The 22,928-nt window shown below is 37.6% G+C and carries 20 protein-coding genes; 5 read left to right on the top strand and 15 right to left on the bottom strand.

The annotated features are described in order from the left end of the window. The 4 genes from AC4IFE_RS04890 to AC4IFE_RS04905 are packed head-to-tail and all read right to left on the bottom strand — an operon-like array spanning position 1 to position 4,398. On the bottom strand, positions 1-222 hold the full coding sequence (locus AC4IFE_RS04890; protein ID WP_034712816.1) for a PspC family transcriptional regulator: 222 nt from the start codon (positions 220-222) through the stop codon (positions 1-3). Continuing rightward, positions 215-1,486, bottom strand: a complete 1,272-nt coding sequence (locus tag AC4IFE_RS04895) for a DUF2851 family protein (protein WP_490755285.1) — start codon at positions 1,484-1,486, stop codon at positions 215-217. Before AC4IFE_RS04895 ends, AC4IFE_RS04890 begins: the two co-directional genes overlap by 8 nt. A 25-nt stretch (positions 1,487-1,511) precedes the next feature. Then, entirely contained in the window at positions 1,512-2,660 is a 1,149-nt protein-coding gene (gene bshA, locus AC4IFE_RS04900) for an N-acetyl-alpha-D-glucosaminyl L-malate synthase BshA (RefSeq protein WP_490755286.1), read from the bottom strand. Between the two features lie 4 nt (positions 2,661-2,664). Then, entirely contained in the window at positions 2,665-4,398 is a 1,734-nt protein-coding gene (locus tag AC4IFE_RS04905) for a glycoside hydrolase family 3 protein (protein ID WP_490755288.1), read from the bottom strand. Between the two features lie 115 nt (positions 4,399-4,513). On the opposite strand from AC4IFE_RS04905, the gene AC4IFE_RS04910 reads away from it, so the two are divergent. Next, positions 4,514-5,056, top strand: coding sequence for a hypothetical protein (locus tag AC4IFE_RS04910; protein WP_490755289.1), 543 nt, complete (start codon positions 4,514-4,516; stop codon positions 5,054-5,056). Positions 5,057-5,416: 360 nt separating this feature from the next. Here AC4IFE_RS04910 and ribA read toward each other — a convergent pair whose 3' ends face one another. From ribA to AC4IFE_RS04950, 8 genes are all read right to left on the bottom strand, one after another. After that, entirely contained in the window at positions 5,417-6,013 is a 597-nt protein-coding gene (gene ribA / locus AC4IFE_RS04915; protein WP_490755291.1) for a GTP cyclohydrolase II, read from the bottom strand. A 9-nt stretch (positions 6,014-6,022) separates the two neighbouring features. Further along, positions 6,023-6,481: a hypothetical protein gene (locus AC4IFE_RS04920; RefSeq protein ID WP_490755293.1), complete on the bottom strand. Its 459-nt coding sequence runs from the start codon at positions 6,479-6,481 to the stop codon at positions 6,023-6,025. Continuing rightward, entirely contained in the window at positions 6,478-7,092 is a 615-nt protein-coding gene (locus AC4IFE_RS04925; protein ID WP_306840360.1) for a DUF4254 domain-containing protein, read from the bottom strand. Before AC4IFE_RS04925 ends, AC4IFE_RS04920 begins: the two co-directional genes overlap by 4 nt. A gap of 15 nt (positions 7,093-7,107) precedes the next feature. Then, positions 7,108-7,326 carry a twin-arginine translocase TatA/TatE family subunit gene (locus AC4IFE_RS04930; RefSeq protein ID WP_490755295.1) on the bottom strand — a complete coding sequence of 73 codons (219 nt, stop codon included), beginning with the start codon at positions 7,324-7,326 and terminating at the stop codon, positions 7,108-7,110. A gap of 31 nt (positions 7,327-7,357) precedes the next feature. After that, positions 7,358-8,920 (bottom strand): peptidoglycan DD-metalloendopeptidase family protein, encoded by a 1,563-nt coding sequence (locus AC4IFE_RS04935; protein ID WP_490755297.1) that lies wholly within the window; start codon positions 8,918-8,920, stop codon positions 7,358-7,360. After that, on the bottom strand, positions 8,917-9,759 hold the full coding sequence (gene lolB1 / locus AC4IFE_RS04940) for a lipoprotein insertase outer membrane protein LolB1 (protein WP_490755299.1): 843 nt from the start codon (positions 9,757-9,759) through the stop codon (positions 8,917-8,919). The genes AC4IFE_RS04935 and lolB1 overlap by 4 nt, the downstream gene beginning before the upstream one ends. 107 nt (positions 9,760-9,866) lie before the next feature. Then, positions 9,867-10,883, bottom strand: a complete 1,017-nt coding sequence (locus AC4IFE_RS04945) for a sugar phosphate nucleotidyltransferase (RefSeq protein WP_111957258.1) — start codon at positions 10,881-10,883, stop codon at positions 9,867-9,869. Positions 10,884-11,031: 148 nt separating this feature from the next. Continuing rightward, a complete protein-coding gene (locus AC4IFE_RS04950) occupies positions 11,032-12,453 on the bottom strand; it encodes a lipopolysaccharide biosynthesis protein (RefSeq protein ID WP_490755301.1) in 1,422 nt (473 codons plus the stop codon). A gap of 212 nt (positions 12,454-12,665) precedes the next feature. Between AC4IFE_RS04950 and AC4IFE_RS04955 the strand changes: the two genes are divergently transcribed. Then, positions 12,666-14,003, top strand: coding sequence for a dihydroorotase (locus tag AC4IFE_RS04955; protein ID WP_490755303.1), 1,338 nt, complete (start codon positions 12,666-12,668; stop codon positions 14,001-14,003). A gap of 385 nt (positions 14,004-14,388) precedes the next feature. On the opposite strand, the gene AC4IFE_RS04960 is transcribed toward AC4IFE_RS04955, so the two are convergent. The 3 genes from AC4IFE_RS04960 to AC4IFE_RS04970 form a co-directional block, all read right to left on the bottom strand. After that, complete coding sequence (locus AC4IFE_RS04960; RefSeq protein WP_490755305.1) at positions 14,389-16,686, bottom strand: GH92 family glycosyl hydrolase; 2,298 nt, start codon at positions 16,684-16,686, stop codon at positions 14,389-14,391. Positions 16,687-16,773: 87 nt separating this feature from the next. Beyond that, entirely contained in the window at positions 16,774-17,457 is a 684-nt protein-coding gene (locus AC4IFE_RS04965; protein ID WP_490755306.1) for a response regulator transcription factor, read from the bottom strand. Positions 17,458-17,474: 17 nt separating this feature from the next. Further along, a complete protein-coding gene (locus tag AC4IFE_RS04970) occupies positions 17,475-18,722 on the bottom strand; it encodes a sensor histidine kinase (RefSeq protein ID WP_490755308.1) in 1,248 nt (415 codons plus the stop codon). Between the two features lie 169 nt (positions 18,723-18,891). Between AC4IFE_RS04970 and AC4IFE_RS04975 the strand changes: the two genes are divergently transcribed. The 3 genes from AC4IFE_RS04975 (at position 18,892) to AC4IFE_RS04985 (ending at position 22,694) form a co-directional block, all read left to right on the top strand. Next, positions 18,892-19,299, top strand: coding sequence for a DUF1573 domain-containing protein (locus AC4IFE_RS04975; protein WP_490755309.1), 408 nt, complete (start codon positions 18,892-18,894; stop codon positions 19,297-19,299). A gap of 230 nt (positions 19,300-19,529) precedes the next feature. Beyond that, positions 19,530-20,411 carry an SDR family oxidoreductase gene (locus AC4IFE_RS04980; protein WP_034703011.1) on the top strand — a complete coding sequence of 294 codons (882 nt, stop codon included), beginning with the start codon at positions 19,530-19,532 and terminating at the stop codon, positions 20,409-20,411. Positions 20,412-20,492: 81 nt separating this feature from the next. After that, positions 20,493-22,694: a M1 family metallopeptidase gene (locus AC4IFE_RS04985; protein ID WP_490755311.1), complete on the top strand. Its 2,202-nt coding sequence runs from the start codon at positions 20,493-20,495 to the stop codon at positions 22,692-22,694. Positions 22,695-22,928 lie beyond the last annotated feature (234 nt).

A 22,928-nucleotide genomic window follows, 5' to 3' on the forward strand; every position in this document is an offset into this window, starting at 1 on the left:
TTATAAATCAAAAACGCTAGGTCTTCTTGTGATAAAAATATCTTTGATCCAAAGCGTGAATGCAAGCCCCAGATAGATCAGAAAGAAAAAGCCGGCAGTTGCAAAAGTAGAATAGATGAAGAAAACCCTTAATTTGGATACAGGGATTCCCAGTTTAGCGCCCATTCTCGTAAGAACACCAAACCATTCTCTTTCCATTTTGTGGCGGATATTATCAAACATTTGAAGATTCTTTTAAAAGTTTAAATCCAATACTGCAATTTAAGCAATTTTTTTCTTCACACGAGGTTTTATGATGAAAAATAAGGCTCTGGCTTTCCAGCGCATTGCTAACCTTCAGCCCAAGATTGTTCCATCCGGAGGTTACGGAATTTTTTTCAGGACTAATGTTTTTATACAGTTCCAGGATCTCATCTGCAATTTCCTCATTATGATATTTGTGATAGGTATATTTTAAAGGAAGCACCGTATTTAAGATCACCAGTTCAATGAAATTCCTGCTTAATATTTTAGGCTGAAATGTTGAAACGGTTCCGAAATTGAAATGAAAATCCCAATATTCTGAAGCTTTTACCGGTTCAAAAACTTCGTACAGTTTGTTTATGTTATCAGCTTTAATGATCTTTGAAAACAGATTCTGATGCCTGTAATAAAGATCTGCCAACTGGGAAAGACGAATGGTGGGAAAGTTGGGCGGACGAAGCCTTAAAAACTTCGGGTGCAATGTCAGATCCGGGATGCTGAATTTCTTCCTGATGAATTCAAATTCCCTTTTCCACATTGCTGTTCTTTCATCCTTTGGATGGTTTAGCCACCCTGAAATACCAAATAATAAAGCTTCCAGCTGCGATTCATTCTGGCGGATTTTGTTAACAATACTGAAATCTATGGACTCAGCAATCTGTCTGAACATGTGGGCATTTACTTTTAATCCGAAAGAATAGGCCAGACTGTGAAAAAGTACCGCCTCAAAATTGTTTTTATGTTTTTCTAAGCTTTTTTCCAGTTCCTGAGACTTTTCATCCAGCTTTTTAAGGACATTGCTTTCGTGAAAATTAAGAGGGATTTTATTGGGGTCAAAAATATTTTCGCAGGGAATAAACTGAGTTCCGTTGATCATTTTTTCATATTTCCAGAGAATATTCTGGTCAATATGATCTTTCAGTTCCAGAGTAGGAACATTTTTTGAGGCAAGGTCGTCGATCTCAGCATCATTCTGATACACGACGTGAAGGATAATGTTGTTGTAATTAGGATCCTGTGAATGGTTATGGAATACCCAGTCGGAGGCACGCAGGTGCAGCTCGATATTTCCGGCAATAACCAGGCCTTTCGTTTTAATCTTTGCATCGAGAAAATCAGGGCCTGCATTCGTATTCCACTTCCCAAAGCTGATGATCTCAACGGAATGCCCTTCAATATCCCTGAAGTCAAAATGTTTGAAAACCTTATAGTTCCAAAGATATTGAAGCAGTTTTTCCGTCATAGTGACGATAAATATAATAGAAATATTATACTTTCGCCGGCTCTTTTTTGAAATTTTCTATAGTCGTTCTATACATTTCCTCGTATATAGGAAGAATGTTTTTTAAATCGAATTTTATAGCCTGATCTTTCGCATTTTTTTTCATTTTGGTTAAAAGCTCATCATTGCTTAGCAGCTTGATGGTGTAATTGCTCATAGCCTCCACATTTCCAATTTCAGCTAAAAATCCTGTTTCTCCCTGGATATTTACTTCAGGAATTCCGCCTGCATTAGAGCTGATGACAGGAGTATAAGCGGCCATAGCCTCAAGAGCTGCCAGACCGAAGCTTTCCTGCTCGGATGGAAGTAAAAACACATCAGACAGCTGCAGGATCTTGTACAGATCATTGACTTTTCCTAATAAGCGGATTTTTGAAATAAGCTCAGGATTTTCTTCCAGAAACTGATTCACTTTTTCCATATCCGGCCCTTCACCGATGATGATCAGTTTTGATTTTACCTTTTTCTCAACACTCTTGAATATCTGCAATACTTCCTCTACACGTTTTACAGGACGAAGGTTGGAAACATGGATCAGAATTTTCTCGTCAGGATTGGCAAACTGGGTTCTCTGGCATTCTGTGCAGTCATCAAATTCAGAATTGTCGATGAAATTGGTAATCACCTGTATTTCCTTTTTGATATTGAAAAACTGCAGCGTATCCTTTTTCAGACTCTCAGAAACTGAAGTAATCGCGTCCGACTGGTTGATGGAAAATTCTACAGCATGTTTATAGCTCGGGTGCTGTCCTACAAGGGTAATATCTGTTCCGTGCAGCGTAGTGACCAATGGGATGTCATTATGATCCTCTTTCAGCATCTGTTTGGCTGTAAATGCAGCGTAGGCATAAGGAATGGCATAATGAGCGTGTAACAGGTCAAGCTTATAAAGATTTACTACACGATAGATCATCGAGCTTAGTGCAATATCATAAGGCTGATACTGGAAAAGCGGATAGGTCTGTACATTCACTCTGTGAAAGAAAATGTTCGGGTTGGTAATGTCTAGTCTTGCGGGGAGTGCAGAACTTATAAAATGGACTTCATAGCCTTTATTGGCCAGAGACATTCCCAACTCTGTTGCTACAATTCCGCTTCCGCCGTATGTTGGATAGCAAAGTATGCCTATTTTCATTAGATTATTGTTGTTTTGATGTTGTAAAAACTGTTGTATTCATATTTGAAGCAGATGGCGGAACACTGTCGACTCCCATACCTGCCTTCAGCTGATCATTAACCAGAACAGGTAGTCTGCCCCATATTTTTGTCTTTCCGTTCAGAGCATTGGCTGCTGCCGTCATAGAGTCATCATTATTTTCATAAGCGACAAGAACGGTAGATACTTTTGTAATATCAATGTCTTTTAAAGCATAAGCACTTCCGAAAACACTTAAAATAACTTTTTGATTTTTGGTAAGATCAGCAAGAACTTTCTTAGACTCTGCCGAAATTTTATAAGGTTTGTATGCTGTTGAATTATCCTTGTGGAATCCTACGATTACGGTAGAACCTGCAGGAATTGTATTGATCTCATTTGCTTTTTTAATTATGACATTTGATCCCAGCTGATTCGCGAAAGTCTGATAAGGAGCTTCTTCCAGAGGAACGTAATAAATCTGTTTTCCACTAACAGGAAGCAGTTTTTGATCATCTTTTAACAGGGTCAGTGCATTGGCATAAAGATTCTGCACCAATGTTTTGTGAGAATCATTGTTCAGGTCGTTATTGATGTTTTCGGGATTTTTTGGAGTGTACTGATTAAGGCCTAAGAAATATTTTGTCAGTAAAATTTTCTTTACGCTTTCTTCCACTCTTGATTGTGGGATTTCACCGTTTTCAATCGCTTTCTGAATTAATTTTTTCCCTTCTGAAACTCCCTGAGAAAAAAGCATAATATCATTCCCGGCTTTAAAAGCAAGGGCATCCAGTTGGCCAGGCTTATATTTATTAGCTACAGCACCCATGTTCAGTGCATCAGTAATAATTAAACCTTTGTAGCCCAGTTTATCTTTTAAGACCCCAGTAATAATATTTTTAGAAACCGAAGCAGGAATTCCTTTGCCGGATTCAAGGCTTGGGACATATAAGTGAGCTACCATCACACCACCGATTCCTTTATCCATTAAGGCTTTAAAAGGAGCTAGTTCAACGGTATTTAATCTTTCCAAACTATGCGAAACTACGGGCAGATCCAGGTGAGAATCTGTACTGGTATCACCATGTCCCGGGAAATGTTTGATGGCGGCAAGAATCGTATTATCCTGAAGACCGTTGGAATAAGACAATGCAGAACTGATTACATTATCTACCTCTGAGCCGAAACTTCTGTTTCCGATAATTGGATTATCCGGGTTGGTATTCACATCCACAACCGGTGCGAAGTCCCAGTTGATCCCCATTCTGTGGCAGTCTTCTGCGATTTTGGCGGACATCTGGTAAATAAGGCTTTTATCCTGGATCGCACCAAGAGTCATGGCCCATGGAAATTTATGTGCTGTGGCAATTCTTTGGAACAAACCCCATTCTGCATCCATGCCGATCATCATCGGAATTTTTGATTTCTGCTGGAACTCGTTGACCAAACTGATTTCTCTTGCAGCATCATCCTGCATTAAAATCAGTCCTCCGATCTTATCATTAACCACAATATTTCTGATCTGGTTAATATAATCTTCTCCTTTATTCGTGTAAAGTGCTACAATAAACAGCTGGCCCAACTTTTCATCCTGAGAAAGTGATCTGTAGGTTTTATCAACCCAGTGATGAGCCTTTTTCAGGTCTTCTTTTGAAATGTTTTTGGGCTGGTACTGAGCTTTGGCTGTAAAGCTTATTAATGAAAAAATAAAGAGGGAAGTATATAACAATTTCTTCATGATCTTTTGAATAAGAACAAAAATACAATTAAAAAAATGATGAAAACAAAGTTTTTGCAATTTTTGGTATATGATTTGAATACGCTTTATAAATAATAACTAAACTTTTCTAAAAATGAAAAAAATACTTCTCTTTTTATTTCTGGGTGCAGTAGGCTTTACAGCTTATAGCTGTGACAATGATGATGATGTTGTTACACAGAATCCGGTGGACTATGATACCTATTCAACAGCATATGATATTAGCCCAAGCTTTACCAAAGTAAATGATAACCTTTATAGATTCAGTGATGATTTTAACAGTCCGCTAGTAGAATCTGATGTAGTTCTTATTTACATGCAAAATGGTACAGATGGCGGCGCGCCGGTTTGGAAGCTGCTTCCTTATACTTATTATGTTGGAAATTTAGCTAATGATGCTGTAGATTATTTATTTGATTTCAGCAAATTTGGAATTACTATTAACATAAACTCTACAACTGCTTTTAGCTTAACGGCTAATCCTAGTTATTACCAAAATAAAAACTTCAGAGTAGTAGTTGTTCCTGCAAAAACAGGAAAAAGTGCAAAAGCAGCAGTTAACTATGAAGATTACAACAGTGTAATTAAATATTACAATATTGACGAGTCTAAAATTCAGACTAAAGTCACTAAGTAAGAATATCTTTTCAGTTTTTTATAATTATTAAAAAGCTCCGGAAGAAATTCCGGAGCTTTTGCTTATTTGAACCTGAGTTCAGGATAAGGTATTTTTTATGTTGTCAATAAGTAAGCAAGTCTGAAGTATGAATTGTTGAAGAAAAAAATAATTTTATAACAGTTGTATTATTGAATAATAAAATCACCTCGAGTGCGGGAAAGCATCCATGTCAAGGTTTTAAACCTTGACATGGATTTCAGGCCTTACTCTCTCACCTATCAATTATTATTTTAATATTATAGGATAGACTTACATTTATTAGAGAGAAATTAATCCGGTATAAAAAAAGCTTCAGAAATTTTCTGAAGCTTTTTTTATTTAGTTATCATTGTCATCCAGAAGATGTCCAAAGAAGTCTTTTTTTGTCTTTAAATAGCCTTTACTCATCTCATTGGCCGGGATCTGTAAAGGTACTCTTGAATTGAGGTGAATATTGCTGTTGACCACATATTTTACCTTTTCAGGGTTGTTGGTCAGAAGATTGATATCTTTCACCTCTAAAAGGTTAAGGATTTCAATCGCAACTCCAAAGTTTCTGTCATCAGCGGGAAGTCCCAGTTCCAAATTAGCCTGAACGGTATCAAAACCTTTTTCCTGAAGCGAGTAGGCTTTCAGCTTATTGATGATTCCGATATTTCTTCCTTCCTGACGGAGATAAACAATAATGCCTCCGTGTTCATGGATATATTTCATTGCGGCATCCAGTTGCTGTCCGCATTCACATTTTTTTGAATGGAAAACTTCTCCGGTAATGCATTCAGAATGGAAACGTACGTTCACCGGTTTTGAAAAATCTGTATTTTCTGCTACGATGGCCATGTGCGGCATCCAGTCGTTTTCGTTTTCAGAGAAAGCGATCATTCGGAAAGAGCCGTGCTCCGTAGGAACATTGGCTTCTGCCTGAATTTTAATCATTAATAGTGTTTAGTTTTTAATTAAAGAATCTTCGATTACAGAAATATTGGTTTTTAAACGGACCAGATATCTGTTAAGAACTTCATCATCATCTTTGTTAAGCTGTTGTCTGAGTTTCTGAATTTTCTTGTATGATTTTTCGAAGCTTTTAATGGCTCTGCTCTTTCCCGGCGAATTGTTGGCATCAATGGCATATAAATAATTCTGAAGGCTGTATTTCAGGCTTGTCACTTCATCATTCAAACTGTTATTCTTAAACTTGGGAAAAGTAGAAATCAGATTTGAAATTTCAGAAGCATTTACATTTTCTTTGATATTGATATCAAAGCCTTTTTTTGCCCCTCTGTCGGAATCAGAACCTTTGGTTTCGCTGTAAAAATTATTTGACAACGGCGAAAGGTTAAGCTTCTCCGTTGCGCAGGAAGTTATGATTAATAATAGTACTCCAAAAAAAAATAGTTTTCTCATTTCTGTTGCCCCTTTTGATAAAGGATCGGGTTAAGACTATCATCGTTATACATTTTCATTTGTTTGTATACTTTCATCTTAACATTACCGCATTCAATATCAGTAAGCAACTGATTAATAGAAGTTGAAAGGTCTTCTTTCTGAGTAAGCAGTACATCCAGTTTAGCCTGGCAGTTGGCACGGTGCTCTTCAGAAGCAGATTCTCTATTGGCTTCTAATGACATATGATAAACCTTTAATGCAAGAATTGATAATCTGTCTACAGCCCAAGCGGGTGTTTCTGTATTGATTTTTGCATCAGGTTTTGGAGTTATATTTTCAAACTTTGTAAGGAACCAGCTGTCGATAAATTCTACCAGATCTGTTCTTTTCTGGTTGGATGCATCTATTGTTCTCTTCAGTTGAAGAGCCTCAGCGGGATCAATATTTTCATCTCTAATAATATCTTCCAAATGCCATTGAACGGTATCAATCCAGTTCTTTGCATACAAAATCCGTTCCAAACTATCTTTTTCGAAAGGGTTATTAATTAGAGCGTTAACGTCATCGGACACGTGATAATCTTCGATCGATTGATTGAAGACTTTCCATGCAGTCTCAGTAAAATTCATTATGGCTGAGGAATTTTAGTTGCTGGTCGTATTATTATTATTATTGGTAGAAGAGGTTTTGTTTTCAGAACCTGGTTTGTCTTCTTCCTTCACCGCATCTTTAAATTCTTTGATTCCTGAACCAACTCCTCTCATTAATTCCGGAATTTTCTTTCCTCCAAACAGCAATACCAAAAGTATAGCTACGATAAGGATGTGCTGCCAAGATAAGGCAAGTATTGTTAGTGTGTTCATCTCTTAAGATTTTTGCAAAGTTACGCTTTTTTTAATATGAAATCCAACCTAATGGATCAACTGGCGTGTTTCCATTCCATACTTGGAAGTCAAGAGTATAAGAACCATCGAAATCCTGAGCTACCGTACCTACAGGAGTACCGGAAGAAACCTGCTGACCTTTGGATACGCTTACGCTTCCCAGGTTGGAATAGATCGTAAAATAGTTTCCGTGTTTTACCATAACAGTTTTTGTTCCGTCACTATTGGCCAATACCGAAGAGACGGATCCCGGATATACAGATTTTGCACGGGTACCCGATGGAACTGATATTTTAATACCTGTATTTTCCTCAACAATATTTTTGAAAACCGGGTGTGGCTGTCTTCCGAATCGGTGGGTAACCTGTCCCGCTCTGTCTGCAGGATAGCCAAGCCTTCCTCTGCTGTCTGCAAAACTGCTACCTGGAGTTGTAGTTACTCCATAGCTGGTCATTGCTTTGGTTTCGGCGGCTTTTTTCTCTTCTTCTTTCTTCTTATTCAGAGCGGCTTCTGCTGCTCTTGCGGCAACAAGCTTTTCTGTGGCTTCTTTTGCTCTTGCATTCGCTTCGTCAGATGCTTTTTTGGCGGCTACTCTTCTGGCTTCGTCTTTTGCACTGGCTTCAGCTCTTGCGGCCTCTTCATTACGTTTTTTCTCTTCTTCAGCTCTCTTAGCGGCAAGATCGGCAGCTTTTTTAGCTTCAATTTCTGCCAGTTTTCTTTCTCTTTCCAATGCTTCAGCTCTGGCTTTTGCCTCTGCTTCAATTCTTGCTTTTTCTCTTTCCGCAATTATTTTGGCCATACGGATTTTTTCAGCTTCCGCTTTTCTTCTGGCTTCTTCTTCCGCTTTTGCTATTCTGATTTCTTCTGCGATGATAGCTCTGATCTGTCCTTCTAATGCCTTAGATTGAACCTGCTTCTGCTTAAGTTCTACGGTAAGCTTGGCTTCATTTTTCTTGAAATCTGCCAGCAGCTGTTCTTTCTGTGCTCTTTCTGCATTAATGGTTGCCAGATCCTTTTGCTGGTTAGCCAAGAGATTTTCTTTTTCTCTTGCGGAGTTTTGTTTCTGTGCGATTGATTTTTTGATCTGGGCAGCTGCGTTGCTTATTTCTGCAGCTTTTTTATCCTGATAGTCAGCGTACTGTTTCAGATACTGAACTCTTCTGATGGCTTCCCCTAAGTTTTTGGAAGAAAGAATGAAGGTTACTTTGTTCTGTACCCCTTTGTTTTTATAAGCGTTGACAAGCACGTCAGCATAATTCTTTCTGAGAACTGCCAGCTCTCTATTTTGACGGTTGATCTCCAGCTGACGCAGATAGATCTCATCTTCAATAAACCTTTTTTCTTTCTGTGTATTGGTATATACTTTTTCCCTTAATGTCAGTTTTTTATTGACATTATTAAGATAGGCTACTGAAAGTTTAGATTCGTTTCTGGTTTTAGCCAGGTCTGTATTTATCTGTACAATTTGTTTTTTAAGATCGGCATTCTGTTTCTGAAGCTGTTCCTTGTTCTGCTGTCCCTGATACAGGCCGAACAGTAGAATACCTATTAAAAAGCTAAATTTTTTAATCATTTAATCTCAATTTTCTTATAACTGGATGGTACAGAATAAGCTGTTTCCATCCTCGAAAAGTCAAATTTCGTGTTTTCCAGTAAAATTTGGCTAGATTTTGAGCCTTTTATAATTATTTTAACATTTTTTGGAAGGCGGATTCCATTGTATTCATCCCAGTTGCTGTAAGAGATTTCGAGCTCATCAGGAGATAAAACATCCTTTAAATTCACACTCAGCAGATCATAATTTGTATCATACTGAAGCTCAATTTTGTATTCTCTGGTTTTCTGATCTGTAACAATTTTCTGGTTGGTATTGGAAACCATTTTAAAGCCCTGCATATTTTTAGTCAGTGTAAACTGGGAATCACTGATCTTCACAAAGGTTCTTCCCAGCAGTATTTTTTCCAGTGATTTGTAATCAATAAAATTCACATTCAGTAAATTATTTAAATAGTCAAAATCTGAATCAATATAGGTTTTGCTGGTTTTGTCCTGTCCTTTGATTCCTTCAGGCGTAGCAATACCTCTTGCTACAGTAAATAAAAATGCCTGAAGATTCATCCATACTTTTTTATCGTTTTCAATATAGATGACGGCGTCAAGGGTTGGGATAAAGTTTCCGGTTTCCACATTCACTTTACTGTTGATCTTAATCTGGTCAAATTTTGGAGGAAGAAGTACATGCTCGTAGAAGGTAAGTTTGTCTCTCACCGGCTCATTGGCATCTTTGGGATTTCTGTTGTCTTCTGTTATGACGGTACTATCCTGGCTGCTGCCGTTGTTTTTAGCTGCATTTCTTGTTTTACAGGATGATAGGGTAAGCAACAGGAGAAGTATCGGGATCCAGTTTTTCATGTATTTTGTCTTTCGATTAAAAAAAATACGCTGCAATATTAACGCCAAACCACACAACAAATGTTATGTGGTTTGAATGTATCTTATTTATATTAATTATTTCTGATCTATTTAGATAAAAAATCTAAAACTGAGTAGTCACCCAAAGAGATCTCACGGGAAACTCCAAAGTATTGTGCAGAATTTCCAATCATTGAGTTGGAAAGATTCCCATGGTTGATTCTTGTATTTTCCTGGATCAGAGAATTTTCGATATTGGAATTGACAATGATCGTATTATTCCCCAGTGAAACGCCGGGACCTATCTTTGAGTTGGAAATTTGTACATTTTCACCGATAAAGCAAGGCTGAATGATCAATGAATTCTCAATAACTGCTGATGCAGGGTGGTTAAGCATTGCTTCTCTTTCATACTCAAGGATTTTACTGTTGGTTTCTACGGTGGCATTTTTGTTTCCGCAGTCCATCCAGTCATTTACTTTTCCTAAAGTGAATTTTGCTCCTTTTGCCCTAAGGTTTTCCAGTGCTGTTGTCAGCTGGTATTCGCCTCCGTTTTTTATATTATTATCCATAATATAATTGATCTCATTCATCAGTTTTTCGGCACTGTTGAAGTAATAGATACCAATGATGGCAAGATCTGAAACGAAAGTCTGAGGTTTTTCAACGAAATCGGTAATAAAACCGTAGTTATCCAATTTTACCACTCCGAAAGCTGAAGGGTCTTCTACGCTTTTTACCCAGATCACCCCATCCGAATTTTTATCCAGCTGGAAATCTGCACGGAAAAGCGTGTCTGCAAAGGCAATTACCACATCTCCCTGCATGGAATCTTCCGCACATTTAATGGCATGTGCTGTTCCAAGCGGATCGTTCTGATAATATATACTGCCTTTTGCTCCCAGTTTTTCGGCTATCTGAAGGAGAGATTTTTCTATCTCCGGTCCGAAGTCCCCAATGATAAATGCTACTTCTTCAATCTTTTCGCCTGCCACTTTAGCAATATCTTCTACCAGTCTCTGTACAATAGGCTTCCCTGCAATCGGGATAAGAGGTTTTGGAACTGTCAGTGTATGTGGACGTAATCTGGAACCACGTCCAGCCATAGGAACAATTATTTTCATAAATAATATGACAATGTTTTATTTGTTATTTTGATTAGGCTAAAGGTAATCATTAAAATCATTGGTGATTATAATAATTATCATCTTTATTAATCTTCTGTTTAATTTTTTAAAAAGACCTCAATAGTATCAAATTAAAGGCCATAAATTAGTTTTTCCTGATTCTTGATAACAGCATATCTTTTTCTGAATACACCAGGATACCTGCATACATAAGGAATAAAAGGTTTCCGATCCAGAAATTGTAATCGAATAATTCTACAATCACATAACTGAAAACTGCCAACAGGATGATGAAAAATGATATTTTCTTCATTCTGTAAGGGATGGGATAATATTTTTGACCTAAAAAGTAGGAAAGAACCATCATCACAAAATAAGCGGCTAAGGTTACCCATGCAGAAACCATGAAACCATATTCTTTTAGAAATAAAAAGTTTAAAATAATCGTAATAACCGCACCAGTCCAGGAAATATAAGTTCCTACTCTTGTTCTGTCCGTTACTTTGTACCAGGTGGAAAGGTTATAATAAATCCCGAAGAATAAATTGGCAATCACAATGATGGGGATGATATTAATAGCAATCCAATAACTGCTATTGGGAACCAGTAAAAGCTTTATCCACGAAACATTGGCAATAATTCCTAAAGCAACTACGGATGCAAAAAACGAAAAGTATTCAGTCACTTTTGCATAGGTAAGTTTAGCATTTTCATTCTGCATTTGTTTAAAAAAGAAAGGCTCAATTCCCATTCTGTAGGCTGTGACAAAAAGAGTCATTAGAACAGCCATTTTATAGCATCCTCCATAAGCTCCCGCTTCAGCATCATTAATAATAAATTTCTGAATGAATTTATCAAAATTTTCATTTACCATGAAGGCCAATCCTGCTATCATTACGGGCCATGAATACTTGATCATCTGCAGGAAAAGATCTCTTGAAAACTGAAACTTAACCTTTAAAATAATAGGTAAGACAAGTAAAAATCCTAAACCACTTGCAGCCAGATTACTGAAGAAGGGATAAGAAACTTTTTCTTTTAAGCCTAATTTAAATGAAAATTCCTGCGGAATATAAAGGAATAGTGCAATTGCGAAAATACTTTGGAAAATGGCCTGTATCACCCGGATAGCAGTATACTTTATGGGCTTATTATGAAATCTGAACCATGCCAAAGGAATAACGAGAAGGTTGTCAAAGAAAGCAATCCATGCAAACCATCTGATAAACTCAGGAGTTTTTTCATAACCAAAAATATTGGCAATAGGTTGGTTAAACAGTAAAACAAGCAGCAAAAATACAGTTGATAATCCTGTCAAAAACCAGAATGATGTATTGAAAACTTTCTGTTCGTTATCCTTATCAGATGAAAATCTGAAATAGGCAGTTTCAAAGCCAAAGGAAAGCACAATATTTACAAATGAAATTAATGCATAAAGATTGGTAAATATTGCAAAATCGCTGTTGTTGATATTTTTAATGAACAAATAATTAAGCAATACTACAATTATCCTTGGCATGATGGCCCCAATTCCATATATAATTGTCTCGTTGAGAAGTTTTTTCAAAGTGTGAAATTTTTATGCAAATGTAAATATTTAGAAATTGATTTATAATCGGCGACATTAAAATTCATTCATAAACCTTAATTTTGTTTTTTGTAGATGTTAGATATCAGAAGTTAGAAATTAATGATTGCAGTTTACCAATCACTTATAATTTTTGATTTAAAAAATTTTCTGACATCTCTAACTTGTAACATCTAATTTCTAAACTAAAAATGAAGACCCTAATCAAAAATGTAAAGATTGTGAACGAAGGTAAGATCTTCGAAAGCGATATCTTAATAGAAAATGACCTGATCTCTACAATAAACTCCAATATTTCTGAGGAAGCAGATCGGATCATTGACGGTTCCGGAAAATATCTTCTCCCGGGTGTAATAGACGACCAGGTGCATTTCAGAGACCCGGGACTGACACATAAAGGTGATATTGAAACGGAGTCCAGAGCTGCCGTTGCAGGAGGAGTTACAAGCTTTATAGATCAGCCCAATACGGTTCCTAATGCTGTTACTCAGGAATTATTGGCCGATAAATATGAAATCGGGGCTCAAAAAGCATACGCGAACTACGGTTTTATGATGGGCGGAACAAACGATAACCTGGAGGAAGTTTTAAAAACAAATCCGAGAAATGTTCCGGGGATTAAATTATTCTTAGGCTCATCCACAGGAAATATGCTGGTAGATAATCCTGAAACACTTGAGAATATCTTTGGCAGCACAAAAATGCTGATCGCTGTCCACTGTGAAGATGAAGCGACAATCAAAGCCAATACCCAGAAATATCTTGATGAATATGGGGAAGATATTCCTGTAAAATTTCATCACCTGATCAGAAGTGAGGAAGCGTGTTATAAATCTTCTTCCAAAGCCATTGAATTGGCGGGAAAAACAGGAGCAAGGCTTCACGTATTCCATCTTTCAACCGCAAAAGAGATGGAGCTGTTCAGAAATGATATTCCTTTAAAAGATAAAAAAATTACAGCTGAAGTATGTGTCCATCATCTGACGTTTACCAATGAAGACTACGAAACTAAAGGCTCTCTGATCAAATGGAATCCTGCCGTAAAAACACAGAAAGACAAAGATGCACTGTGGGAAGCCCTTCTGGATGACAGAATTGATGTAATTGCTACAGATCATGCCCCGCACACGGCCGAAGAAAAGCTGAATCCATATACAAAATGCCCTTCCGGTGCACCTTTGGTGCAGCACTCGTTACCGGTAATGCTGGAAAACTATCACTCGGGAAAAATTTCTTTGGAAAAGATTGTTGAAAAAATGTGTCACAATCCTGCGATACTTTTCAGAATTGAGAAAAGAGGTTTTGTAAGAGAAGGGTATAAGGCGGATCTTGTTTTGGTTGATTTAAATGCAGACTGGACTGTAGCTAAAGACAATCTCCTTTACAAATGCGGCTGGAGCCCGCTGGAAGGAATGAATTTACACTCCAAAGTAACCCAGACTTTTATCAACGGACATCTTGTGTATGATAACGGTAAAATTGCAGAAGAAAAATTCGGGGAGAGGTTACTTTTTGAAGTGGGAGAGTAATTGTAAGAAGAACGATAAAATAACAAAGGGCATTGTGTTTATAAACATATTGCCCTTTTTTATGATTGTTGATTGTGAGCGTTAACCACCCCGTCAAAAATTCTCTGAATTTTCGCCACCCCTCCACGGAGGGGAATTTTAATCCAACGAATATTAGTCATTATGAAAGTCAGAAACTTTCAAAAAACTTATATGTACTTCTTATATATTATATGTTCAACTTAAAAGAACTTAAGTGTTCAATAACTTTTGTGTCTTCGTGGTTATTAATATATTTTTTAACCACAGATTTCTCAGATATACACAGATGTTTGTAAATAGTTGTGTAAATCATTTGTGGTTAATCACAAATGTAAAAAAACACTTTTGTGATTTTAAAAAAAAACTATTTCTTCGCTTTAGCACTCATATAAAAAGTAAGTTTTCCGCCAGCAACGATCTCCGAATGCTTTAGGGTGAAATTTTTAATCTCTTTACCATTCAGAAGAATCTTTTCAACATACACATTTTTCGGGCTCTGATTAACGGCATCGATTTCGAAAGTTTTTCCGTTTTCCAGATTCAGGATGGCATGGTCTACAGCCGGACTTCCGATTGCATAATCTTCAGAACCCGGTGCTACAGGATAAAATCCAAGTGAGCTTAAAATATACCATGCGCTCATTTGTCCTGCATCATCATTTCCGCCTAGACCGTCTGGTGTGGCTTTGTACTGCATTTCTAAAATACGTCGGATCTGAGCCTGCGTTTTCCATGGCTGCCCCGCCCAATTGTAAAAATAAGCAACGTGGTGAGCCGGTTCGTTTCCGTGGACATAGCCTCCGATAATTCCCTCGCGGGTAATATCTTCGGTATCAGCAAAAAACTCATCAGGAAGGTGCATGGTGAAAAGCTCATCCAGTTTTGAGGCCAATTTTTTCTTTCCACCCATCATCTGCATCAGACCTTCGGGATTCTGAGGAACAAAAAAGCTGTAATTCCAGGAATTTCCTTCAATAAAGCCCTGCCCGTGAGTGCTCAGAACATCAAAATCTTTTTTGAAACTTCCGTCAGCAAGCCGGGGACGCATAAATCCGGCTTTTGGGTCAAAGTTATTTTTCCAGTTTTCAGAACGTTTGATGAACTGATCGTAAATCTCTGTTTCACCTAAATGTTTTGCCAGTTGGGCAATCGCCCAGTCATCATAAGCATATTCCAGGGTGTTGGAAACTGAAGTTCCGTTTTTCTCAGCCGGAATATAACCCATATCTATATAATAGCCGATGCCTTCATAATCTCTTTTATTGGCAGTCGCAATACAGGCTTTTAATACTTCTTCCGGATTGCCGTTGTAGTTGCCTTTGATCACGGCATCAGCAGCTACGCTTACACTGTGGTATCCGCTCATGCACCAGTTGTCGTTGGCATAATGTGACCATATCGGAAGCATTTTCATAGAGAACTGATTATAATGGGCCATCATCGATTTAACCATATCATTATTGCGTTTAGGCTGGATGATGTTAAAGAAAGGATGAAGGGCGCGGTATGTATCCCAGATTGAAAATGTTGTATAATTCGTGAAATCTTCTGCCTTGTGAATATTCTGGTCTAAACCTTTATACTCCCCATTGATATCCATATAAGTGGTAGGGCTGATAAAAGTATGATACATCGCTGTATAAAAATTGTTCTTTTCTGTATCTGAACCTTCGATGACAATTTTATTCAGTTCTTGATTCCAGTTTTCCTGGGCTTTTGCTTTGATCTGGTCAAAAGATAAATTTCCGGTTTCTTTTTCCAGGTTTTCCAGGGCATTAACCTGACTTACCGGAGAAATAGCCAGCCTTACTTCAACAGCTTCATTTTCCTGAGTATCAAAATTAAAATACATTTTCAGGTTTTTACCGGCGATCTCAGGGAAGTTTTTATTCTGGTCAAATTTTCTCCAGAATCCTTTGTATACCTGAGGTCCGTCAAAGTTTTTCTGTCCGTATGATTTGAATGGCTTTGAGAATTTCATAGCAAAATAAACCGTTCTGGTTCTTGCCCAGCCATTGGTCTGGCGGTAACCTGTTACTGTACCGTCATTTTCTACGCGTACATATGTCCATACATTTTTGCCTTCATAATTATAAATTCCTGCAGTAAGATCTAAAATGATGTGTGCCTGATCAGATTTTGGGAAAGTGTACCGGTGAACTCCGGTTCTTGTGGAAGCAGTCAGCTCGGCTAAAATATTATGGTCATCCAGCTTCACTTTGTAATATCCAGCTTCAGCTTTTTCATTCTGATGAGAGAATCTGCTCCGGTAGCCACTTTCAGGATTGGAGGCTGTTCCGGGATTCAACTGCAGCTTTCCGACAGTTGGCATAATCAGGAAATCTCCAAGGTCGGAATGTCCCGTTCCGCTGAAATGGGTGGAACTGAAACCGACAATGGTTTTGTCTTCATAACGGTATCCTGCACAGTATTTATAGACCTCGCCGTTGTATTTTCCATTGAGTTCATACGAAATGGTATCGGTTTCCGGGCTCAGCTGTACGGCTCCGAAGGGAACGGTAGCTCCGGGATAGGTATGGCCCATCTTTTCAGTTCCTATTAAAGGATTTATATATTGTATCAGCTTTTCAAACTGCTGAGCTTTCGAATATTGACCGAGAAGTAAAAGGAGTATAGCTGCAAGAGTTGCTGTGTTTTTCATGAATGAATATATTTTCAACAGTAAAATTAATTAAAAATTGAAGAATAATCATTTATTGCTTTGCTTTATATACAATTCATCCGGTATTCAGTTTTTTTCTGAGAAGCGAAAACCTATTCCATGCAGATTTTCAATAAGTATATTCTGCTCATCCGCGAACACTTTTCGCAGTCTGGAGATAAATACATCCAGGCTCCGTCCCATAAAATAATCATCATCTCCCCAGATTGCTTTCAGTATGTCTTGTCTTCTGACAACTGTATTTTTGTGGCGGATAAAATATAAAAGCAGATCAGATTCTCTCTGTGTAAGGCTAATGGTATTTTCTGTATCCTGAAGAGTGTAGTTCTTGGGGTCAAAATAATATTTCCCCACCTTGTATTTAAGCGGAGAGATATCTGTTTTTCTGCTGCGTTTCAGGAAAACTTCAATTTTTAAAATTAATTCTTCTATACTGAACGGTTTTACCAGGTAATCATCGGCACCTATTTTAAGGCCTTTGATTCTGTCCTCTTTCAGGGCTTTTGCAGAAATGAAAATAATAGGAATTTCAGAGTTGCTGGTACGGATGTGTTGTGCCAGCTCAAATCCATTGAGGCCAGGCATCATAATATCCAGCAGGCAGATATCAAAATTTTGGCTGTTGAAGGCTTCAAGGGCGGATTTTCCATCCTGGTAATGATCTATATCATAATAGCTTTCCAGGCTGTCCTGGATAAGGAAAGCTATAGTTTTGTCGTCTTCTGCATATAAAATTTTAGATTTTTCCATTGCTTACATTATTAAATTTAAAACGGAAAAAACAGAGTAACAGTAATTCCCTTATCCGGATTATTTTCAACAGAAATTTTCCACTGATGCTGCTGGACAATTTTTTTTACATAAAATAGACCTAGCCCAAAACCGTTGACCTCATCACTTTTTTTTGTACTGACCCTGTAAAACTTATCAAAAATATGAGGAATATTTTTCGCAGGAATTCCCATTCCGTTATCTTTAAACTTTAAATATAAACCTTTTGAATCTTTATTCGATGAAATGGTAATATCGGGCTTTGTATCGCAATATTTAACAGAGTTATCCAAAATATTATAAATGATATTTGTAAAGTGAAATTCGTCTGCAATAATTGAGAGGTTATCTTCAATTTCTATATGGAGCGTGAGATCTTCATTCTTTTGCTGCAAGGTATCTGCAATTTCCCGGATAAATGGAAGCAGTATTATTTTCTGAGGTTTTAATAACAGTCCGGAAGCATCATTTTTCGCAATATTTAGTATTTTTTCAATGTGATTATTGAGTTTATAGCTTTGATTGATGATGATGGAAGTGTAGGCTTCCAGTTTGGGATTTTCCTGTATGATATTGTGCTTATTCAGAGCTTCCGATGCTAAAAGTATTGAAGATAAAGGGGTTTTGAACTCATGGGTCATATTATTGATAAAATCCCTCTGCAGTTCTGAGAATTTTTTTTGCTGAATAATTGTGTATATAGAATACACATAAACAAGAAGGATGATGAAAAGGGCCAGTGTAAGCAGGTACCAAAACCGCAATGAACTGATCAGATAGGTTGTTTTGTCAGGAAAACGGATGGAAAAATAATAGGTCAGGTTTTTATGTTTTGGAAAATTAATAACCTTATCACTTGGAGCTTCCTGGTTTTTCGACATATATTTTCCATAAATCATTTTATCACTATGGCAGTTGTACAGGGCATACACATAATCTGTATTGATTTGGAAACGGGTAAATTCTGTTCTCAGATAATGTTCGAGCACTGCGGGATGAAATTCATTATTAATATTAACTACATAATAATCATTAGAAATATTCTGTACAGGATTTTCGGTAAAAGAAGTTTTTCCTCCGGATAATTTTTCAACAACCTCCAGTAAAGCGATATTCACCTTCTGGTTAAATTTTTTATCCTCAAGATTATAGGCCTGCCGGGTCCATAAAAGCTGAGCTGTCATAATTCCGATGATAGCAAAGAACCCGAGCGTTATAATAATATTGAGTTTTTTAATTTCCATTTCTGGAGCAATATTATCCAAAAATATCTATTAATTTTTTATCATTAACAACTTGTTAACAAATGTTTGATAGCAATTAACAAGTTGCACGGTTAATGCGCTTTACATTTGTTATATCAAAAAATAATAACTGATTATTTTAATTTTGTAACTCATAAAATTTATACTCATGAAAAAATTAAAAATTACAGCCCTTTTAGCAGTTTTGGCGTTCTCTCCATTTTATGCCAATGTATTTCCTGTTGAAAGCAATTCAGTAGTAAAAATGATCGCTGATGCTATTAAATGGAAAGCAGAATCTATAGACGTAGGAACCATTCCTCAGGGAAAACCTAAGCTGATCAGATTTGAATTTACCAACACTTCTTCAAAGCCTATAGTTATTGAAAATGTGGCTCCTTCATGTGGATGCACAACAGCAGATTATACTAAAACGCCTATTCTTCCCGGAAAAAAAGGATTTGTAGAAGCGAGTTATAATGCAGCAAGCAAAGGGGCATTCATGAAAACAGTGAATGTAACCACAAGCGATAGCAAAACTCCGAAAACACTTTCTTTCAAAGGAGTAGTTTCATAATAAAATTTTACAGCAGCCATTATAGAAATAACCTTGTAATTCTTTACAGGGTTATTTTTATGATTTTTCCGATCTGTAATTAGTTTTATCCTTTATTTATAATTTACTGTTGTTTTGTGGTAAGATTTTAAACAGAGCAGGAGAATAACTATTTATAACATTATTATTTATCGCATTATTTTCAATGGCATCCGTTCAATATTTAGTATTTTTAGGAAAAAATAAAATCTATGAATTTATATACACAGCCAATGTTGCGCGAAGGTGCATTACAGGATAAAGTAGCGATTGTAACTGGAGGCGGAAGCGGTCTTGGAAAAGCAATGACCAAATATTTTCTGGAACTGGGGGCAAAAGTGGTGATCACTTCTCGTAATCTGGAAAAATTACAGGGAACTGCAAAAGAGCTGGAAGAGGAGACCGGCGGAAAAGTTCTGTGTGTTGCCTGTGACGTAAGGAACTGGGATGAGGTGGAAGCAATGAAAGAAGCAGCCTTGAAAGAATTCGGGAGAATAGATATTTTACTGAACAATGCAGCCGGAAACTTCATTTCTCCGACAGAAAGACTCACGCATTCAGCTTTTGATTCTATTTTGGATATTGTTTTAAAAGGAACGAAGAACTGTACTCTATCTATCGGAAAGCATTGGATCGATTCTAAAAGCCCGGGGACTGTTTTAAATATTGTAACAACCTATGCGTGGACTGGATCTGCTTACGTGGTTCCTTCAGCATGTGCCAAAGCTGGAGTTCTGGCTATGACAAGATCTTTAGCGGTGGAATGGGCAAAGTATGGGATCCGTTTCAACGCGATTGCACCGGGACCTTTCCCTACCAAAGGAGCATGGGACAGGCTTCTTCCGGGAGATCTTCAGGAAAAATTCGATATGAGGAAAAAAGTTCCTTTAAGAAGAGTGGGAGAACATCAGGAGCTGGCTAACCTTGCCGCTTATCTGGTTTCGGATTATTCTGCTTATATGAATGGGGAAGTAGTGACTATAGATGGTGGCGAATGGCTTCAGGGAGCCGGAGAGTTTAATATGCTTGAAGATATTCCAAAAGAAATGTGGGATGCGCTTGAAGCAATGATCAAAGCAAAAAAAACAAACTAAAATTTTTATAAAATGAACCCGGATTTGTAACGATTCCGGGTTTTTTTATAACTTATCACAGAAATAGTATAACTTATTCCAATGAACTATAAACTTCCAGGCCTTATTGCAGCAGCAGCGGCAGTCTTCCTGTTTTCAGGATCTGCTTTAGCACAGGATATACCGAAATACAGTTATGTAGAGGCGTTTAAGCCCTTCTTCTATCCCCAGACCGGTACAGAAACCCGCTCCGCAAGCGGACAGCCGGGACATGCCTACTGGCAGAACTCGGCAGATTATGATCTGAATGTAAGTCTTAACGATGTAAAAAATGAAATCACCGGAACGGCTGAAATTACCTATACCAATAACAGCCCCGACCAGTTAGGTTTCTTATGGCTGCAGCTTGACCAGAATTTATTCTCAAAAGATTCCCGTGGAAACGCAGTTGTTCCGCCATCAGGAAGCAGAAACGGAGCTCACGGCGAAGAGCTGGATGGAGGTTATAAAATTAAATCTGTAAAGCTTGATGGTAAAGATGTAAAATACACAATTACCGATACCAGAATGCAGATTGATCTTCCTAAAGAACTGAAAGCTAAAGGGGGTGTTGCTAAAATAAAAATTGAATATTCCTTTACTTCCCCGGAATATGGATCGGACAGAATGGGAATTCAGAAAACAAAAAACGGTAAAATATTTACTATAGCCCAGTGGTATCCAAGGATGTGTGTGTATGATGATGTAATGGGCTGGAATACCCTTCCTTATATTGGGGCATCAGAATTTTATCTGGAATATGGTCATATTTCTGCCAACATCACAGTTCCGGCCAATCATTATGTAGTGGCTTCCGGAGAGCTTCTGAACTATAAAGAAGTATACAGCAAAGAAGAAAATAACCGTTGGGAACAGGCGAGGAACAGTGATAAAACAGTTATGATCCGTCTGGAATCCGAAATCGGGAAAAATCAGGCTTCAGGAACAAAAACATGGAAATTTAAAATTGATCAGACCCGCGATTTTGCATGGGCTTCATCTCCGGCATTTATTCTGGATGCAGCAAAAATAAACCTTCCGAGCGGTAAAAAATCTGTAGCCATATCCGCTTATCCCGCAGAAAGTGCAGGTGAAAAAGCTTGGGGCAGGTCTACAGAATATACAAAAGCAGCAATTGAGCATTATTCTCAGAAATGGTATGAATACACCTATCCGGCAGCAACCAATGTAGCAGGAAATGAAGGTGGAATGGAGTATCCCGGAATTGTCTTCTGTCACATGGATTCCGCAGGTGAAGACCTTTGGGGAGTTACGGATCACGAATTCGGGCACAACTGGTTTCCGATGATCGTAGGTTCCAATGAGAGGCTGTTTGCATGGATGGATGAAGGCTTCAATACCTTTATCAATGAGTTATCCACAAAAGCTTTTAACAACGGAGAATATTACAGGAAAAAAGATATTGCCAGAAGTGGATCCTTTATGATGGGCGATAATATGGAGCCTATTATGGTAGGTCCGGATAACATGAAGGAAAGGAGCATAGGAGTTCTGGCTTACTTTAAGCCGGGAATGGGGCTGCAGATGTTAAGAGAGACAATTTTAGGTCCTGAAAAATTTGATAAAGCATTCAAAACCTATATTAACCGTTGGGCTTTCAAACATCCTACGCCCTGGGATTTCTTTCATACCATGGAAAATGTTTCCGGAGAAGAACTGAACTGGTTCTGGAGAGGGTGGTTTATCAATAAATGGAAGATCGACCAGTCTGTAAAAGATGTACAATACATCAACGGAGATTTTAAAAACGGTGCCCAGATCACAGTTGAAAATCTTGGACAGCTTCCGATGCCTACTACGGTTCAGGTAAAATTTAAAGACGGTACCAAGCAGGTTGTAAAAATCCCTGTTGAAGTTTGGAAACGCAATACAGAATGGTTATTCAATATCAATTCAGATAAAGAAATTAGTGAAGTAATGCTTGATCCGGATTCTATGGTGCCAGATGTTAATCCGAAAAATAATATCTGGCCTTCAGCACAGACAAAACCGGTTGAAAAGATTAATACGAAAGAGTTTGCAGGAACATACGGAACTGCAAGTGATCCCATCAAACTGGTCTTTACTGATAAAAACGGGAAGCTTTATGCGAAGGCAGGGAACCAGCCGGAATTCCCCCTTGAATATGCCGGAAACAACCAGTTTACCTTTGAAGAAGCCGGAATAACACTGCTATTTAGCAAAGATAAGAAAGGACTTGTTTTTAAACAGGCCGGAAGAGAATATAAATTTACCAAAGAATAAAAGGTATATTGATCTTATAAAAAACCGAAATTTCAGATTTATGAAGTTTCGGTTTTTTTTGTTTGGAAAAGAACTGGAAGGAAGAGGGAAGTCTGAAGATGGAAGCCCTATTGGTTTCTTCATTCGAGAATTAGGTTCATTGATAAGAATGATTAAATTAACAACCTTTAATTACTTCTTCCGGTTACATGGACTTCCATCCTCCCTCTAAAAATTAACAATAATATATCCCCA

It is taken from the genome of Chryseobacterium sp. UF-81 (genome assembly GCF_058245105.1).

Bases quoted from the DNA above. Each gene is read 5' to 3' on its own strand.
- AC4IFE_RS04980 (WP_034703011.1), top strand. From the start codon at position 19,530: ATGAATTTATATACACAGCCAATGTTGCGCGAAGGTGCATTACAGGAT.
- ribA (WP_490755291.1), bottom strand. From the start codon at position 6,013: ATGATTAAAATTCAGGCAGAAGCCAATGTTCCTACGGAGCACGGCTCT.
- lolB1 (WP_490755299.1), bottom strand. From the start codon at position 9,759: ATGAAAAACTGGATCCCGATACTTCTCCTGTTGCTTACCCTATCATCC.
- AC4IFE_RS04970 (WP_490755308.1), bottom strand. From the start codon at position 18,722: ATGGAAATTAAAAAACTCAATATTATTATAACGCTCGGGTTCTTTGCT.
- AC4IFE_RS04960 (WP_490755305.1), bottom strand. From the start codon at position 16,686: ATGAAAAACACAGCAACTCTTGCAGCTATACTCCTTTTACTTCTCGGT.
- AC4IFE_RS04975 (WP_490755309.1), top strand. From the start codon at position 18,892: ATGAAAAAATTAAAAATTACAGCCCTTTTAGCAGTTTTGGCGTTCTCT.
- AC4IFE_RS04965 (WP_490755306.1), bottom strand. From the start codon at position 17,457: ATGGAAAAATCTAAAATTTTATATGCAGAAGACGACAAAACTATAGCT.
- AC4IFE_RS04895 (WP_490755285.1), bottom strand. From the start codon at position 1,486: ATGACGGAAAAACTGCTTCAATATCTTTGGAACTATAAGGTTTTCAAA.
- AC4IFE_RS04910 (WP_490755289.1), top strand. From the start codon at position 4,514: ATGAAAAAAATACTTCTCTTTTTATTTCTGGGTGCAGTAGGCTTTACA.
- AC4IFE_RS04985 (WP_490755311.1), top strand. From the start codon at position 20,493: ATGAACTATAAACTTCCAGGCCTTATTGCAGCAGCAGCGGCAGTCTTC.
- AC4IFE_RS04935 (WP_490755297.1), bottom strand. From the start codon at position 8,920: ATGATTAAAAAATTTAGCTTTTTAATAGGTATTCTACTGTTCGGCCTG.
- AC4IFE_RS04925 (WP_306840360.1), bottom strand. From the start codon at position 7,092: ATGAATTTTACTGAGACTGCATGGAAAGTCTTCAATCAATCGATCGAA.
- bshA (WP_490755286.1), bottom strand. From the start codon at position 2,660: ATGAAAATAGGCATACTTTGCTATCCAACATACGGCGGAAGCGGAATT.
- AC4IFE_RS04905 (WP_490755288.1), bottom strand. From the start codon at position 4,398: ATGAAGAAATTGTTATATACTTCCCTCTTTATTTTTTCATTAATAAGC.
- AC4IFE_RS04920 (WP_490755293.1), bottom strand. From the start codon at position 6,481: ATGAGAAAACTATTTTTTTTTGGAGTACTATTATTAATCATAACTTCC.
- AC4IFE_RS04955 (WP_490755303.1), top strand. From the start codon at position 12,666: ATGAAGACCCTAATCAAAAATGTAAAGATTGTGAACGAAGGTAAGATC.
- AC4IFE_RS04890 (WP_034712816.1), bottom strand. From the start codon at position 222: ATGTTTGATAATATCCGCCACAAAATGGAAAGAGAATGGTTTGGTGTT.
- AC4IFE_RS04945 (WP_111957258.1), bottom strand. From the start codon at position 10,883: ATGAAAATAATTGTTCCTATGGCTGGACGTGGTTCCAGATTACGTCCA.
- AC4IFE_RS04930 (WP_490755295.1), bottom strand. From the start codon at position 7,326: ATGAACACACTAACAATACTTGCCTTATCTTGGCAGCACATCCTTATC.